The sequence below is a fragment of the Limnoglobus sp. genome (genome assembly GCF_059499385.1).
In genome coordinates, this window is sequence record NZ_JCABYM010000143.1 from 139,131 (window position 1) to 155,619 (window position 16,489).

Consider the following 16,489-nt stretch of genomic DNA (forward strand, 5'->3'; position numbering starts at 1 on the left):
GCGACTCCGCCACCGCCGCCACCGCCACGGGTGCCACCCGTGGCGGTGAGACATTGACGCGCGACGTATAATTCCCGTTCTGGATTTTGCCCTTCTGGAGTGATGCGCGTGGCGGCGGATGAACTTCGACAATCGCTCGTGTCCCGGCCGTCCACGGTTGTCGTGAAGGTCGGCACGAACGTCCTCGCGAACAAGGCCGGCGAACTCGACCGGCGGCGGATTCAGTCGCTGGCGGAGCAGATCGCTCGCCTCCGCGCGGCCGGGCATCGGATCGTACTCGTTAGCTCCGGCGCGATCGGGGCGGGTGTTGGTAAACTCGGCCTCGGCAAGCGGCCGACCGACCTGCCGCACCTCCAGGCATGCGCCGCCGTCGGCCAGTCGGCCCTTATGCAGCTCTACCAGGAATCGCTCAACCCGTTCGGCATCCACGCCGCGCAGATTCTGCTCACGGCCAGCGACTTCGACGCCCGCGTCCGCTACCTGAACATGCGGAACACGATCTCGATGCTGTTCGAGTTCAACGCCCTGCCGATCATCAACGAGAACGACACCGTCAGCATCGCCGAGATCAAGTTCGGCGACAACGACCAACTCGCCGCAATGGTGGCAAACCTTCTCCAGGCTCCCTTGCTCGTCCTGCTTACCAACGTGGACGGCCTCTACTCGGCCGACCCGCGCTCGGATGCCAACGCGAAACTCGTGACGGCCGTTTCGCACATCGACGCGGCCGTCACCGGCATGGCCGGGGCCAGCAAGAGCGACCTCGGGACCGGCGGCATGAAGAGCAAGCTGCGGGCGGCTCGGCTCGCGACCGCCGCGGGCGGGGCCGTCGTCATGGCGAACGGTTCGATTGACGGCATCCTCGACCGGATTTTCCAAGCCGAGCCGGTCGGCACGCTGTTCCTGCCGCACGGCGATTCGGTCCCGGCGTGGAAGCGGTGGGTCGGGTTCACGGCCCAGCCGAAGGGGACGATCAAGGTCGATGCCGGGGCGCGACGCGCGGTGGTGGAGAAGGGGACGAGTCTGCTGCCCGTCGGCGTCCGCGCGGTCGAGGGGGAGTACGGCAAGGGGGACGTGGTGGCCGTGACAGACGCCGACGGCCACGAGATCGCCCGCGGGCTGACGAACTATTCCGCCGCCGACACCCGGAAGATCATGGGCTTGCCGACCGAGCAAATTCAAAGCCGGGTCGGGAACCTGCCTTACGTCGAGTTGATCCACCGCGATAACCTGGTGGTGACGGGCTGATCCGATCGTAGAACCCGGAGCGGAAGCGATGGGGTGTTGCGCAACACCCCATCGCTTCCGCTCCGGGTTCTAACTGAGGAAGAAGCTGATTTTTCGCCGTTAGTTTCCGCCGCGTGGGTCGTTTCCTCTGGTAACGCGACACGGGGCCAAACCCGGTAACCCTACGCCGTGAACGTACCATCGACCCCCGGCCGCGACGCCGGGGGGGGTCGCCGAGCCGAGTTCGAGGCCCTGTACCAACGGCACAGCCGGGCGGTGTGGGCGGTCGCGTTCGCCCGTTGGCTGGACGCCGACTCGGCGATGGACATCGCGCAGGAAGCGTTCCTGCGACTGTGGCGGGAGTGGGAAGCGGGGGAAGAGATTCAGAACCCCCGCGCGTGGCTTCTGCGGGTCGCTCGCAACCTGGCGGAAGACTACGCGAAGAGTTCGTTCCGGCGGAACGGGACGGCCCCGCCGGAGCAGTTCCTGGGCGTGCGGTCGTTGGAACCGTCGCCGACGGAAAAGCTGGAACTGGCCGAGCGGAACGCCCTCGTGCGGGCGACGCTGGAGGACCTCCCCCCCGGCGACCGCGACATCCTGACGTTGAAGTACGCCTTCGACTACGAGACGCAGGAGATCGCGGAGATACTCGGAATTCAAGCGACGGCGGTACACATGCGGCTCAGTCGGGCGCGGCAGCGAATGGCCGACCGGCTGGGCACGAACGGAGACGGCAAGAAACCATGACCCAACCGACCTCCTCTCCGGACGCCCCCGACGAAATCGACCGGGCGTTCTCCGACTATTTCAAGGGCCAACTGCCGAGCAGTTGGCCGGCGTGCCGGGCGACGGCGGCGGTGGAACCGGCGAAGCGGGTTCCGGACCGCGACGCGACGTGGGCGAGCCGGGCGACGCTCGTGGCGTCCGTGGCGCTGCTGCTGGGCGTCGGCTTCTACTTCGCCGGGAACGTCATGCCGACCGGCCCGACCGCACCGGGCAAGGGCGGCCGGTTCGACGACGCGACGGCGAACGGCACGGAGCTACTGAAGTCGGCCGGGCCGTCCGGAAAGATCGACGACCCGATGAAGGGCATCCCGCCGATGCCGATGCCGTGAGTGCGATCCAGGGTTTTCACCCCGAAGGGGTGGGAGATGTCAGCCCAGGGCAAGGGCCGTCAGGCCCGCCGCCCTGGGTGGGGGCCGCAACCACCCCGCAGGCTGAAAGCCTGCGACAAGGCGGTCCCAGATACGCAGTCGCCCCCGCGTCCCCGCGCCCAGGGCGTTGCCCTGGGCTGAGCCCTCCCAGGCTTTCAGCCTGGAAACCAAAACCGCGCCGCCGGTTCGGTTGCACATTTCATTTTCGCCGAAGTTTCTTCGGCACTTCGGCTAGACACGCCCTAGAATGTCACAATATCCTGACGGATGAAGTTTCAACGCTTTCCCTGTTCCCCTGGTTCAAGGACCGATGGAGTCTGACGTTACCACCCCCGACCCCGACGACCTGCCCACGACCTTCCCGACGACCGACGACGAGTCATCTCTCGACGAAGAACCCGCACCCCCGCCGCCGCCGGAAATCGTCACCCCGGCCGAGAACGCGCCGACGGTCGCCTACTCCGACCTGAAGCTCATCCGCCCGCTGTTCGACGCCGTCGAGGCGGCCGGGTACAAGTTCGCCACGCCGGTGCAGAGCGCCGTCATCCCGCACGCCATGAAGGGCAAGGACGTCATCGGCCAGGCCCAGACCGGGACCGGGAAGACGGCCGCGTTCCTCATCCCGTTCCTGAACCGGTGGCGGCCGCACCGCATGAAGGGGCCGATCGGCCTCGTCATGTGCCCGACCCGCGAATTGGCCGTGCAGGTGGCGACGGAGGCCGTGAAGCTGGCCCCCAGCCGCCACTTCCGCACCGTGCCGGTCTACGGCGGGGCGCGGATGGGCCGGCAGCTCGAACTGTTGGGCAAGGGCTGCGACCTCGTCGTCGGCACGCCGGGGCGGATCATCGACCACCTCCGCCGCGGGTCGCTGTCCCTCGAACAGGTCCGCTACGTCGTCCTCGACGAGGCCGACCGGATGCTCGACATCGGGTTCCGCCCGGACATCGAGCGCATCCTGCGGCGCTGCCCGGAACAGCGGCAGACGCTCCTCATGTCCGCGACCGTGCCGGATTCGATCAAGAAGCTCGTCCACCGGTACATGAAGGACCCGATCCACCTGAACATGTCGCCGAGCGTGCTGACGGTGGACAAGATTCGGCAGACGTACATCACCGTGGACGAGGAGAAGAAGTTCGACCTGCTGCAAAAGGTGATCGACCGCGAGAAGCCGCGGCAGGGGCTGATCTTCGTCGAGCGGAAGCGGTGGGCCGACCGGCTGTACCGGAACCTGAAGCACGTCGTCGCCGGCGTCGCGGTCATCCACGGCGACTTGCCGCAGTCGCAGCGGGAGAAGATCACCGCGGCGTTCCGGGCCGGGAAGGTGAAGTTCCTGATCGCGACGGACGTGATGAGCCGCGGGATCGACGTGGAGGGGATTTCCCACGTCATCAACTACGACCTGCCGATGGACATTGAGAACTACGTCCACCGGATCGGCCGGACCGGGCGGATCGGGCGGGACGGCGTGGCCATCTCGTTCGTGACACCGGAGCAGGGCGGGCAGTTGACGGACATCGAGATCACGATCAACAAGCTGATCGACCGCGATTACATCGACGGGTTCGAGTCGCACGCCCGCCGCGAGCGGCCGGACGACCGCGTCCGGGTGCTGTCCGTGGACGGCGCGCCGACCGACGACACGCCACTGGAGGAGCCGCCCCCGCCGGCGAAGAAGGCCGTGTACGGCAAGGCCGGCCGCCGGTACAGCTCGCGGCTGTGACATCTTGTAGGGCGGGTCAAGGCTTTGCGCCGACCCGCCGGGCGGATGGGACCGACGGAGGGTCGGCGCAAAGCCTTGACCCGCCCTACAAGAACTTTTTTCACCTCCCCCATTGACACCCGCCCTCCGTTTCGGCTACACCCGTCGCGCGATGCTGCACCACCGCGCGACTCTCCGGGTTATCGCACTCCTGCCGCTGCTCGCCCTCGGCTGTGCGTCGAAGGACGTGTGTAAGACGTGCGACCTCAACCGCGTCCGCTCCACCGTGAGCCGGGCCACGGCCATCCCGCCCGAGATCGTTCCCGAACCGATCGACCCGCCGCCGGTCCCGCGGTCGGTCCTCTGCCTCAGCGGCGGCGGCATGTACGGCGCGTACACGGCCGGGTTCCTCGCCGGGTGGACGCAGACGAAGACGCGGCCGCAGTTCGACGTGGTCACCGGCGTCAGTACCGGGTCGTTGATCGCGACGGTCGCGTTCCTCGGCCCGCAGTACGACGACGCGGCCCGCGAGTTCTACACGCAGATCAAGTCGAGCGACATCTACAAGGTTCGCGCCTGGGTCCTCATTCCGGGGGCCGGGTCGGTCGCGTCCAGCGATCCGCTCCGCAAGCTCATCGCCTCCGTCGTGGACGACAAGCTGCTCGCCCACGTCGCGGCGGAACACCGCAAGGGCCGGCGGCTGTACGTCGGCACGACGAACCTCGAAACCCGCCGGCTCGTCGTCTGGGACATGGGGGCCGTCGCGTCGAAAGGCGGCCCGGACGCGGTCGAGCGGTTCCGCACGCTCCTGCTCGCGTCCTGTTCCGTCCCCGGCATGTTGCCGGCCGTGCCGATCGCGGTCGAGAAGAACGGCAAGAAGGTCACCGAACTGCACACGGACGGCGGCGCGACGGCCCAACTGTTCGTCCCGCCCGGCGCGCTGGCGCACAAGCCAGACGGCTCGCCGTCCGGCACGGATTTGTACATCGTCGTGGCGGGGAAGCTCTACGCGGACCCCGGCCCCGTCCGCCCGCGGGTGCTGCCGGTCGCCGGGGCCGCGGCCGCGAGCATCCTGCACGCCCACTGCCGGGCGGAGATCGCGACGCTCTACCACCAGTCGCGGCTGACCGGCGGGAACTTCTTCTTGACGGCCCTGCCGGACAGCGACAACGGGGTGCCGCTCGGGTTGAACTTCGACCCGAAGGAGATGGCCCGGCTGTACGAGGTCGGGTACTGCCACGGGATCGGCGGCCCGGCGTGGACGACCGCCCCGCCGTTCGAGAACGCCGCCACCGACCCGCCGCGGGACTGATGCGATACAATGTGGGCATCACCGTTCCCCAACCCCGTGAATGCGTATGTCACTCACCGAACTGCTTCCGAGCGTGCGCGAGCTGACGCGGAACGAAAAGATTCGATTGATTCAAGTCCTGGCCGACGACTTGGTCCAGGAGGAATCGCCACCGATGCCCGCCGGCGAGTACCCGATTTGGTCGCCGTATGACAGCTACGAGGCGGCCGACCAACTCCAACGATTAATCGACGCGAACAAGGCCCAGTCGTGACCCCGCCCGGACAGTGATACCCGTTCGTCATGCGGAACGCGGCGGCCGGGGCGACGAGCCTCGCACCGATCCTTCCGTTGCAACTAACGCTGACGAACACGATCGCAGCCGAGGGACTGTTGGACACCGGGGCGACTATTAACGTGATGCCGTTGTCGCTCGGAACGCAACTCGGGGCGGACTGGAACCGGCTGACGACGGCCATCCGGCTCGCCGGGAACTTGGCCTCGGTCCCGGCGAAGGGGTTGATCGTCGAGGCCGTGATCGGGCCGTTCCCGCCCGTGAAACTCGCGTTCGCCTGGGCGAACACGGACGCCATTCCGCTCCTCTTGGGCCAGGTCAACTTCTTCGCCGAGTTCGACGTTTGCTTCTTCACCAACCGCGGCGAGTTTGAAGTCCTACCGAAAGCGTGAAACCTCTCCCATGGACCGCACCCGCTACGACGCGTTCGTCCGCACGTTCTTCGACTGCGACCCCCGAGAGGTCACACAGATATTCTCCGAGTTGCTCGACGCCATGCGGGCGGAGGAGTCGTTGCCGCCGGGCCACTACCTGTCGCAGAACTACGACACCGCCCAGGCCAACCCCGAAATCCACGTCCTGCCCGGCAACCTCAAGGACGCCCGCGACGCCGTGTTCCCGTACTTCTGGGGGACCGACGGCTGGTCGTCGCCGCTGCACCTCGAGAACGTCCGCGGCCCGGCGAACTACGCCTCGCTGATCGGCGCGATCGCGTGCCTGCTCAAGAACCCGAACCTCTGCACGGACAGCTACAGCCAGCGGTCCAACGAGCTAGAGGTGAAGGCGATCACGGCCCTGGCGAACCTCGTGTTCTACCACACCGACGACCCGTGGGGCGTGTTCACCATCGGCGGCACGATCTCCAACATGTATGCCGCGAAGATCGGCATCGAGAAGGTCGTGCCGGGGGCGATGCGGAAGGGCCTCCGCGGCGAGACGGTCGCCGGCATCGTCTCGGAGGCGGCCCACTACTGCGCCGCGACCGTCGCCGGGTGGCTCGGCCTCGGCACGGAGAACCTGCACGAGATTCCCACGGATAAATCGCTGTCGATGCGGCTCGACCTGCTCGCGGCGAAGCTTGACGAACTGTACGCGAAGAAGGTGAAGGTCGCGTTCGTGATCGGCACGTTCGGCACGACGGACGCCTTCGGCATCGACGACCTCGTCGGCATCCACACCGTCATCCACGAGAAGGCCGGGAAGTACGGCGTCCCCGTCCCGCAACTCCACGCGGACGCGGCCGTCGGGTGGGGCCTCTGCTTCCTCAACGAGTACGACCTGGACAAGAACGTGCTGAAGCTGACGCCGGAGTTGAAGCCGGTCGTCGCGAAGGTGCAGCAGATGTGCCGCGGGCTGCGGGTGGCGGACAGCGTGACGATCGACTTCCACAAGACCGGCCGCGGGCACTACCCGTCGAGCGCGTTCATCGTGAACCGGCGGGCGGACCTGAAGTACCTCGCCCGGAGCAAGGACGACACGCCGTACTTCCCGGAGGCGGACAGCCGCCGCGACCCGGCCCTGTTCACGCTCGAAACGTCCCGGCCGGGCCTCGGGCCGTACACCGTGATGGCGTCCCTCGACGGCATCGGGCTGCTCGGCTGGCAGATGCTCATGGCCCGGTCGCTGGAACTGGCGGACATCTTGAAGCGGCGGCTGGAGAAGCTGGAGTTTTGCAAGGTGTTGAACGCCGAGACGTGCGGGGCGAGCGTCGTCTGGTGGGTGCTGCCGCGGGGCCGCGACGCGCGGGCGATCTACGACCGGATGGAGGCGGGCGAGCTGTCGCCGGAGGAGACGCACCGCTACCTGACGGAAATCCGGCGGCTGTACAACAAGCGGGACCGCACGCTCGACCCGGCCCGCGACGCGCGGCTGAGCTTCACCACGGAGGTCGGCTACCGGCCCGGCGGGGTGAACGTCCCGGCGTGGAAGGCGGTGTTCTTCAACCCGAAAACGGACGAGGCGGTCATCGACCGCCTCGTGGAGAGCATCGAGGAAGTGGCGTAAGCGATCACCAGTTTTCAGCCGCGGAGCGGCGGCAGTCGTTAGCCAGGGGTGAAACCCCTGGAAGCCGAGTGTCATGCACAAGCCCCGGAGGGGCGGCAGAACGCGGTTCAATCCCAGAGATACCGTTCGTCGTATTCAATAGCGTGTTTATTCAAGAACGACCGGAATTCGTCTTGAAACGACATCGTTCGGTGGTGTTTGGCCTGATTAGCGATGTACTGCTTGACTCGCCCCATCGTCGTCAGGCCGACGGTGAATGCCCCGTACCCGGCCTGCCACGCAAAACCCCGCCGGTCCGAGAACGTGTCATGAACCCAGCCGGAGGAACCTGCCTTCACCACCCGCATCACGTCGGCGAGGGCGTGCTGTTGGTTCAACCGCACGAGCAGGTGGACGTGATCCGGCATCCCACCAGCTGACAGCAGTTGCCCGCCTTCGGCACGGAACAACCCACCAACGTAGTCGTACAGCCGCGGTTGCAGTTCCGGTGTGATGGTCGGTTCGCGATGCTTGGTGCTGAAGACGATGTGGTAGTGCAAAGACGTGAACGTCTGGGGCATGTTTGGCCCTGATCTGCCGCCCCTACGGGGCTTGGGTGGTTGCGTCGCGTTCCAGGGGTTGCGCTTCGCTCCACCCCTGGCTAACGACTGCCGCCGCTCCGCGGCTAAATCAGCTCCCGAATCCGCTCCCCGTCGGCCACGTGCTGCGGCCGGCCCGTCGGGTCCAGCACGGCCGTCTCCGGCGTCAGGCCGAGCGAGTGGTACAGCGTCGCGAACATGTCGCCGAACGTCACCGGGCGGTCCTTCGCGTACTCGCCGAGGCGGTTCGTCGAGCCGACGACCTGCCCGCCCTTCAGCCCGCCGCCGGCGACGACGGCACAGCTCACCTGCGGCCAGTGGTCGCGGCCCGCCTCCTTGTTGATCCGCGGCGTGCGGCCGAACTCGCCCCACGCGATCACCGTCACGTCATCGAGCATGTCCAGCCGGTCCAGGTCCCACACCAGCGCCGACAGGCACTGGTCGAGCTTGGCCCCGTGGTCGCGGACGAGGTCGAAGTTCTTGCCGTGGCTGTCCCACCGGCCGTAGCTGAGCGTCACGCACCGCGCCCCGGCCTGCACCAGCCGGCGGGCGACGAGCAGGTGCTCGTTCACCGTCGGCGCGCCGTCGTACTGGAACTTGTACGGCTTGCCGTCGCCGTACCGGTCCCGAACCTTCGGGTCCTCCTTCGACACGTCCAGCGCCTCGATCAGCCGGCTAGAGGTCAGCACGTTCATCGCCCGCTCGGTGTGGGCGTCCATGCCGAGCAGGCTGCCGTTCGCGTCCAGGTCTCGCTTCAGGCTATCGAACCCGGCGAGCAGTTGCTTGCGGTCGGCCATGTGGACGGCGTTCGTGCCGTTCATCTTCATGTTGGCGATGTCCGGGCCGTTCGGCCGGAACGGGCCGAACGTGCTGCCGAGGAACCCGACCTTGCCGGCGTCGCTCCACTCGACGTGCTGCGTCCGCTCGGCGAGGCCGACGAACGGCGGCACGGACGGATCGACCGGCCCGTGCAGCTTCGCCAGCACCGACCCGATGCTCGGCCGCCCGCCGAGGGCGGACAGCGACTCGTTGCGGAACCCGGTCGTGCATTGGTACGCGTCGTGCCCGCCGGTCGCCCCGACGATGGAGCGGACGATGGAGAACTTGTCCATCATCGTCGCCATCTTCGGGAAGACTTCGCAGACGTCGATGCCCGGCACGTTCGTCTTGATCGGCTTCATCTCGCCGCGGATTTCGCTCGGCGCGTCGAGCTTCAGGTCGAACGTGTCCTGGTGCGGCGGGCCGCCGCCGAGGAAGACGTTGATGATCGCCTTGTGCTGGTGCGTGCTAACGCTCTGGGCCTTGTTCGCGGCCTCGGCCCGGTACACGTCCGCCAGCGTGAGGGACGCGGCCCCGAAAGAAAGTGCGCCGACCTTAAGGAACGACCGGCGCGGGACGCCGTCGCACATGCGGCTGGTTCCGCCGAGGAACGTCAACATCGGGCAGCCTCCGAAAGAAGAGGGAGGAGTGGGGTGGGATGATCGACCGTCGTGCTTGTCAACTCTTTTCTCACCCACACTTTAGCGTCGGCTTGATGCTGGAGCAAGCGAAATCACAACAAGCCTATTCTACCAGGATTTACGGTGCTGTAGGTGGTTCGGATGACTCAAACGCCGCGACGAGGCGTTCGACAACCGGCCGCGGCTCGTCCACCGTCGCGACACATGCACTCACGGCCACGCGGGTTGCGCCTGCGGAGACGGCTTGGCTGATCGTTTCCGGCGAAATGCCGCCGAGTGCAAACGCCGGGAGCGAGGTCGCGGCGAAGGCTTCCCGCACGAACGCCAGCCCTGCGAGTTGGTCGAACGCCTTTGTGCTGCTGGGGAACGTCGGGCCGACGCCGAGGTAGTCGGCCCCGTCGAGCACGGCCCGCCGCACCTGTTCGAGATCGTGCGTGCTGACGCCGACGAGCGCGTCCGGCCCGACGATCCGCCGCGCGTCCGCGACGGTCAAATCGTCCTGGCCGAGATGCACCCCGTCGGCTTCAGCAAGCCGCGCGATGTCGGGCCGGTCGTTCACGATGTACAGGGCGTTCGCCTTCCGCGTCCAGCCGCGGACCTGCCGCGCCCGCTCGATCAGTTCGCGGTCCGGCAACTCCTTCTCGCGAAGCTGGAAGACGGACGCCCCGCCCGCCGCCGCCTCCGCGATGGTCCAGTCGAGTGTGTTCACGCACTGCGAACCGGTCAGAAGCACGTACACCCGTGCGGCCGCCAACCGGTCGCGTGCGTCCGTGCCGAGGGCCGCGCGTTCCAGCGTGTACGCGGCGTACCGGACCTGCTCGACCTCGCGGGCGAACCGGCTGTCGTCGAGTTTGCCATACTCCTCGAGGCTGCGGAGCGATTCCTGCAACCGCTTGAAGTTGACGGCCGCCACCTGCCGCGGCGACGCCCGCTCGTACTCGCGGCCGGCCGTGACGGTCGTGCCCACGTCGCCGGGCGTGTCCCGCGACTTCAGCAGCAACCCACCCGGCAGCAAGTCCGTCGCTTCGGCAAGCCGGTGACGCAGTTTCTTCAACTCTTCCGTCAAAAGGCGGTCGTTCAGCGAGAACCGGGCGAAGTCGTCGAGCACCCGCAGCGATTCGCGGGCGCGGTTCAGGTTCACGTCCAGGATGCGGGCCGCGTCCGTCTGCTCCGTCGGGTTCGCGGCCGCGAACTCCACCGGCGACGCGGGCGAGGCTTCGCCAGGCCCCTCGATCAGGTCGCTTCGCAGCGCCGCCTCGACCTTCGCGACACTCACGCCGGCCCGCTCTAACGTCGCGCGAAAGGCGTCCTCGTGGGCCATCACGGCGAACATCACGAGGTCGGTCGTCAGCGCCGGGTCGCCGCGGAGCCGGACGGAGTGCCGCCGGGCCGCGACGTGCAGGTCCGTCGCGGCCGGGGCCGCACCGCCAGTGGTTCGCTCTTTCAAGTTCTGCTGAAGTCGCGGCACGTCCACGCCGAGGCGGACCAGCAACTCGAATGGCCGCCCCTCCTCCTCGTCGAGCAGCGCGAGCAGCCAGTCGGACAGCCGGACCTTTGGCGAACCCAGCCGCTCGGCCCACGCCGACGCGCCGGTCGCCGCCCGCTCCACGCCCGGACTGATCTCGTGACTCATGCCGCGTTACCCAGTCGGAACACTTCCCGCCGTTCATCCTACTTGCCCAGGGTCCGCCGGAAAACTTACCCGGACGACCCGGCTTCCCGCCCCCCGCCCGTTCAACCGGCACGACCGACGGATTTCTTCCGCCGAGTCCGGTTTCCCGCGCAAGCCGCGTTCGAGACGCAACCGCCGCCGGACGATGATAGAGAGCCTGCACACTTTCCGCGAACACCCTCCGCCATCCGGCACGGCCGCCGGTGGCCCGTGGAGACGGCGTCATGATGACCGCCCGACGTTCCCGTTGGCTCTGTCGGCTCAGCGCCGCCGCCTGCCTCGCGGTCGGCACGGCGGCCGCCACGTCCGGCCAGGAGAAGGCCGCCCCTCAGAAAGTGGTCGCGAAGAAGGAAGACATCAGGAAGTCGAAGGAGAAGCAAGGCCCGGCCGTCACGTCCGAAACGACCTTGAATTTGCAGGACTGCATCGCCATAGCCCTGGAGCGCCAGCCGAACATTCGGGCGTCCGCCGCCAGCCTGAAGGCCACGGAGATCGGCAACCGGTCGCTCGGCAACCTCGGCACGCTCGCGAAGCTGCTCACGCCCGATTTGAAGTTCCGCCAGCAACAGGCGGCCCGCGGGCTGACCACCGGCCAGGCCGACCTATTGAAGGTCCAGTACGAGACGGTCTACGACGTGACCCGGCTCTACTACACGTTCGTCTACGCCCGCCAGCAGGAACAGACGGCCACCGACATCATCGACCAGATGGAAGTCTTCTACGACATCGCCGCGGAACTGGTGAAACAGGGTGCGCAGCCGGACCTGAACCAGTTCTCCCTGTACCGGATGGAGGACGCCATCGCCGAGGTGAAGCGGCCGCGGATCACGGCCCGCACCGGGCAGAAGCTCGCGCTCGCGGCCCTGAAGGAGGCGATGGGGGTGGAGCAGTCGTTCTCGTTCGTCCCGAAGGACGCGGAGATGCCGCTCATGGGCGGCGAGGTGACGCAGGACCAGGTCACCGGGTTCGCCATGTCCCGGCGGCCGGAACTGTCGCTCGCCGCGGCCGGGGTGGATGCGTTCCGTCTGGAGGTTTGTGCCCAGAACGCGATCAAGCGCCGCCAGAAGGTTCCCACCCTGGCGAGCGGCAGCGACCTGCACAGCCGGATGGTCCCGGCCCCGCTGCGGAACGGCGAGTACCGGCCCGGCGCGCTGGCCCCGGAGATGCCCGTCGCCCTCGTCGGCACGCGGGAGGACCGCGTCGCCCGCGCGACCGAGTTCAGCAACCGGCAAGAGACGGTCCTCGAGAAGACCCGGAACCTCGTCGAGCTGGAGGCCACGAACGCCTACCTGAACTGGGAGGCGTCGGTCGATCGGTTCAAGCTGGCGAAGGGCCGGTTCGAGAGCAGTCAAAAGATGGTCGAGCTGTCCCGCACGACGGCCCCGAACATTCGCAAGTACGACCAATTGATTTTGAACGAGGCGCTCGCGGCGAAGTCCCAGGCCGAGTACCTGGAGGCCGTGTTCGAGAACCTCAAGGCCCTCGCCACCCTGGAGCGGGTGACGACCGGCGGCGTCAAACCGGACTTTCCCCAGAAGTGATTGACCGTTCCTCGGGAGGTGGGCTGTGGAACAACGGTTCAGGGCCGCGGCACTCGCGGCGTTGGGTTGCCTTCTCTTCGCCGGCACGTCGTCGGGGGCGGACGGCCCCTTGCAAATCGGCATGGTCCAGAGCATGTTCCGGGACGTACAGCCGGCCATCGTGCAGGCCCTGGCCCGCCCGTTCCGGTCGCTCATGGAGAAGCAAACCGGCCTGAGCTACGACGTGGAACTCTGCCCCGACTCGCTGGCGATGGTGAAGCGGTTCAAGGAACAGAAGATCGAACTCGGCGTCATGCACGGGTTCGAGTACGCCTGGATCAAGGCGAAGAACCCCGACCTCGTGCCGGTGTCCGTCGCACTGCCCAACGGCGGGATCGTGCAGGCGATGGTCGTCGTCCACGAGGACTGCAAGGCGGCGGGGATCGCGGAACTGGACGGCGAGAGCGTCCTGATCCCCCGCGGGACGAAGGCCCACTGCATGATTTACCTGGAGAAGCTGCGGGCGGGCGTCCCGAAGACGGCGGCGCGGACGCTCGCCAAACCGGGCCTGACGCCGGAGGAGGCGCTGAACCTCGTGGCCAACGGCGAGGCCCCGGCCGCCCTCGTCGATGCCGCGTCGCTGGCCGCGTACAAGGTGTTGCAGCCGGGGGCGTCGAAGCGGGTCAAGGTGCTGGCCCAGTCGGACCACTTCCCGCCGGTGCTGATCCTCACCCGCAAGGGGGCGATGAAGGACGAGGCGATCACGAAGCTGCGGGACGGCCTGTCGGTGGCGCACAAGACGGCCCAGTACAAGCCGCTCATGATGATGTGGAACATGCAGGGCTTCGAGAACGTCCCGAAGGACTATGACGCGCAGCTGGAGAAGTGTCTGCAACAATACCCGGTGCCGAACGTGCCGCCGGCGACCGAGACGAGTCAGAAGGAGTAGACTGTCGAGGAGTTGGACCCGCGCCACCCCCGCACCGCGGGGGTGTGTTTTTTTTACCTGACTTCCGAAGTCCGGCTTCGACTTCGGAAGTCGAACGGGACGAGAGCGTTTGCCGTAACCGCGAAAGCCGCCGCGCGGGATCGACTTCCGAAGTCGAAGCCGGACTTCGGAAGTCAAGAGTGGTCGTCGCGGTCACCGCAACTAACCTGGAATCGTCCGCAACCCGCATGATAAAGTCTTTGAACATTTGAACAAATCGAGGCGACCCGATGGCGGAGACGATTGAGACGGTGTCGATCGCCGGCGAGGTGCGGTCGCGGTTCCTCCGGTACGCGATGTCCGTCGTCACCGGCCGGGCGCTGCCGGACGTGCGGGACGGGTTGAAGCCGGTCCAGCGGCGCATCCTGTTCTCCATGTTCAACGACGCGAACCTCACGTTCGACCGCAAGGCCGCGAAGTCGGCGAAGATTGTCGGGGACGTGATGGGCAACTACCACCCGCACGGCGACGGCGCGATCTACGACGCCCTCGTGCGGATGTCCCAGGACTGGGTCATGCGGGTCCCGCTCGTCCACGGCGAGGGGAACTTCGGCTCCGTCGATGGCGACCCGCCCGCGGCGTACCGGTACACCGAGGCAAAGCTCAGCCGGTCGGCCGCGTACCTGCTCAACGAGATCGACCAGGAGACGGTGGACTTCCGCGACAACTACGCCGGCAACAAGCGGGAGCCGGTGATGCTCCCGGCCCAGTTCCCGAACCTGCTCGTCAACGGCACGGCCGGCATCGCCGTCGGCATGGCGACGAACATCCCGCCGCATAACCTTGCCGAAGTTTTGAAAGCGTGCGTGTTCCTGATCGAGAACCCCGACGCGAGCGTCGCGCAGTTGCTCGACAAGGTGAAGGGGCCGGACTTCCCGCTCGGCGGCAAGATCGTCACGGACCGGACGACGCTCCGCAAGATTTACGAGGACGGCACCGGCAGCATCAAGGTGCAGGCCGAGTGGAAGCTCGAAGAGGTCGCCCGGCGGTCGCAGATCGTCGTCACGTCGATCCCCTACGGCGTGGACAAGGGGGCACTCGAGAACCTGATCGGCGGGCTGATCGACGAGAAGAAGCTGCCGCAGTTGCTCAGCGTCTCGAACGAGACGAACGACAAGGACGGCATGCGGATCGTGCTGGAACTGAAGGGCGAAGCCGACCCCGCGCTCGTGATGGCGTACCTGTACAAGCACACGGATTTGCAGAAGAACTTCGCGTACAACATGACCGCCCTCGTGCCGAGCGAGGACGGCAAGACGCTCGTGCCGCAGGACGGGCTGAGCCTCAAGGCGATCCTGCAACACTTCCTCGACTTCCGTCTCGACACGGTGAAGCGGCGGTTCGAGTTTGAACTGCGGAAGTTGCGGGCGCGCATCCACATCCTCGAAGGCTTCCGGATCATCTTCAACGCCCTCGACCGGGCGATCAAGCTGATCCGCGAGTCGAACGGCAAGGCGGACGCGGCCGACAAACTGAAGGCCGAGTTCGCCCTGGACGACGACCAGGCGAACGCCGTCCTCGACGTGCAGCTCTACAAGATCGCGAAGCTGGAGATCAACAAGATTCTCGAAGAGCTGCGCGAGAAGCGGAAGCGGGCCGAAGAGATCGAGGCGATCCTCGCGTCGAAGCGGCGGCTGTGGACGGTCATCAAGGCCGAGATGGAGAAGCTGGCCGAGGAGTTCCCGGAGCGGCGGAAGACGCGGATGGCCAGCGAGGACGACGTGCTGGAGTTCGACGAGCAGGCGTACATCGTGAAGGAGAACACGAACGTCGTCCTCACCCGCGACGGGTGGATCAAGCGGGTCGGCAAGCTCGCGTCCGTCGAGAGTACCCGCGTCCGGGAAGGCGATTCCGTCGTCGCCGTCGCCCCCGGCAGCACGCTCGACCACGCCGTCTTCTTCGCCGACGACGGCACGGCGTACACGATGCGGATCAACGAGGTTCCCGCGAGCAGCGGCTACGGCGACCCGATCGCGAAGTTCTTCAAACTGGCCGACGGCGTGCGGATCGTGAACGCCGTCACGACCGACCCGCGGTTCACGCCGGCCGACGGCAAAGACGGGCCATACATGCTCGTCGCCACGTCCGCCGGGAATGTGTTGCGCATCCCGCTCGCGGCGTTCCGGCCGGAGTCCACGAAGGTCGGCCGGCGGTACGTGAAGCTCGACGACGGCGACAAGGTCGTGATGGCGCAGCTGGTCGCGTCCGAGGAGAGCGTGATGCTCGCTTCCCGCCAGGGGTACGTGATCCACTTCAAGCTGGACGAGGTGAACGTCTTGTCCGGCGCGGGCCGGGGCGTCATCGGCATCAAGCTGGGCGACGACGACACTTGCATCGGCGGCGTGCTGATCGGCGGCAGCCGGTTCGACAAGATCGTGGTCGAGCAGTCGAACGGCAAGGAGGCCCAATACGGCCGCGAGGCCCGGCGGCTGGTCGCCCGCGGGGGCAAGGGGGACGAGGTCGTGAAGCGGCTGACGCACACCCGCGTCGTCCCGCCGGCGATCGAGGTCGTGAACTGGGACGAGATCGAGGGCAAGCCCGCCAAGAATAAGGGCAACGGAACGCTGTTCGAGTGAGCCATGAATCAGACGACGCCTACGG

Annotated in this window: 14 protein-coding genes; 11 read left to right on the forward strand and 3 right to left on the reverse strand. The window is 67.0% G+C overall.

Going from position 1 to position 16,489, the window contains the following annotated elements; genetic code table 11:
- The first annotated feature begins 102 nt into the window (after positions 1-102).
- The 8 genes from proB (at position 103) to AC5JJ2_RS25010 (ending at position 7,670) form a co-directional block, all read left to right on the forward strand.
- Positions 103-1,248 (forward strand): glutamate 5-kinase, encoded by a 1,146-nt coding sequence (proB, locus tag AC5JJ2_RS24975; protein WP_495860766.1) that lies wholly within the window; start codon positions 103-105, stop codon positions 1,246-1,248.
- 168 nt (positions 1,249-1,416) lie between these two features.
- A complete protein-coding gene (locus AC5JJ2_RS24980; RefSeq protein WP_495860767.1) occupies positions 1,417-1,974 on the forward strand; it encodes an RNA polymerase sigma factor in 558 nt (185 codons plus the stop codon).
- The gene (locus AC5JJ2_RS24985; RefSeq protein WP_495860768.1) at positions 1,971-2,342 is read left to right on the forward strand and encodes a hypothetical protein; all 372 of its coding nucleotides are present in this window, start codon (positions 1,971-1,973) and stop codon (positions 2,340-2,342) included. The genes AC5JJ2_RS24980 and AC5JJ2_RS24985 overlap by 4 nt, the downstream gene beginning before the upstream one ends.
- Before the next feature lie 349 nt (positions 2,343-2,691).
- Complete coding sequence (locus tag AC5JJ2_RS24990) at positions 2,692-4,101, forward strand: DEAD/DEAH box helicase (RefSeq protein ID WP_495860769.1); 1,410 nt, start codon at positions 2,692-2,694, stop codon at positions 4,099-4,101.
- A gap of 151 nt (positions 4,102-4,252) precedes the next feature.
- A complete protein-coding gene (locus AC5JJ2_RS24995) occupies positions 4,253-5,392 on the forward strand; it encodes a patatin-like phospholipase family protein (protein WP_495860770.1) in 1,140 nt (379 codons plus the stop codon).
- Positions 5,393-5,438: 46 nt separating this feature from the next.
- A complete protein-coding gene (locus AC5JJ2_RS25000; protein ID WP_495860771.1) occupies positions 5,439-5,645 on the forward strand; it encodes a hypothetical protein in 207 nt (68 codons plus the stop codon).
- Between the two features lie 29 nt (positions 5,646-5,674).
- Complete coding sequence (locus tag AC5JJ2_RS25005; RefSeq protein WP_495860772.1) at positions 5,675-6,058, forward strand: aspartyl protease family protein; 384 nt, start codon at positions 5,675-5,677, stop codon at positions 6,056-6,058.
- A 10-nt stretch (positions 6,059-6,068) separates the two neighbouring features.
- Positions 6,069-7,670, forward strand: coding sequence for a pyridoxal phosphate-dependent decarboxylase family protein (locus AC5JJ2_RS25010; RefSeq protein WP_495860773.1), 1,602 nt, complete (start codon positions 6,069-6,071; stop codon positions 7,668-7,670).
- Between the two features lie 107 nt (positions 7,671-7,777).
- Here the strand turns inward: AC5JJ2_RS25010 and tnpA are convergent, their stop codons facing one another.
- From tnpA to AC5JJ2_RS25025, 3 genes are all read right to left on the reverse strand, one after another.
- Entirely contained in the window at positions 7,778-8,230 is a 453-nt protein-coding gene (gene tnpA / locus AC5JJ2_RS25015; protein ID WP_495860774.1) for an IS200/IS605 family transposase, read from the reverse strand.
- A gap of 104 nt (positions 8,231-8,334) precedes the next feature.
- Positions 8,335-9,687 carry a DUF1501 domain-containing protein gene (locus AC5JJ2_RS25020; protein ID WP_495860775.1) on the reverse strand — a complete coding sequence of 451 codons (1,353 nt, stop codon included), beginning with the start codon at positions 9,685-9,687 and terminating at the stop codon, positions 8,335-8,337.
- Between the two features lie 139 nt (positions 9,688-9,826).
- Positions 9,827-11,341, reverse strand: a complete 1,515-nt coding sequence (locus tag AC5JJ2_RS25025; protein ID WP_495860776.1) for a thiamine phosphate synthase — start codon at positions 11,339-11,341, stop codon at positions 9,827-9,829.
- A 263-nt stretch (positions 11,342-11,604) separates the two neighbouring features.
- On the opposite strand from AC5JJ2_RS25025, the gene AC5JJ2_RS25030 reads away from it, so the two are divergent.
- From AC5JJ2_RS25030 to AC5JJ2_RS25040, 3 genes are all read left to right on the forward strand, one after another.
- Positions 11,605-12,921: a TolC family protein gene (locus AC5JJ2_RS25030; RefSeq protein WP_495860777.1), complete on the forward strand. Its 1,317-nt coding sequence runs from the start codon at positions 11,605-11,607 to the stop codon at positions 12,919-12,921.
- A 25-nt stretch (positions 12,922-12,946) separates the two neighbouring features.
- Entirely contained in the window at positions 12,947-13,849 is a 903-nt protein-coding gene (locus AC5JJ2_RS25035; RefSeq protein WP_495860778.1) for a phosphate/phosphite/phosphonate ABC transporter substrate-binding protein, read from the forward strand.
- 269 nt (positions 13,850-14,118) lie between these two features.
- Complete coding sequence (locus AC5JJ2_RS25040) at positions 14,119-16,464, forward strand: DNA gyrase/topoisomerase IV subunit A (protein WP_495860779.1); 2,346 nt, start codon at positions 14,119-14,121, stop codon at positions 16,462-16,464.
- The last annotated feature ends 25 nt before the right edge of the window (positions 16,465-16,489 follow it).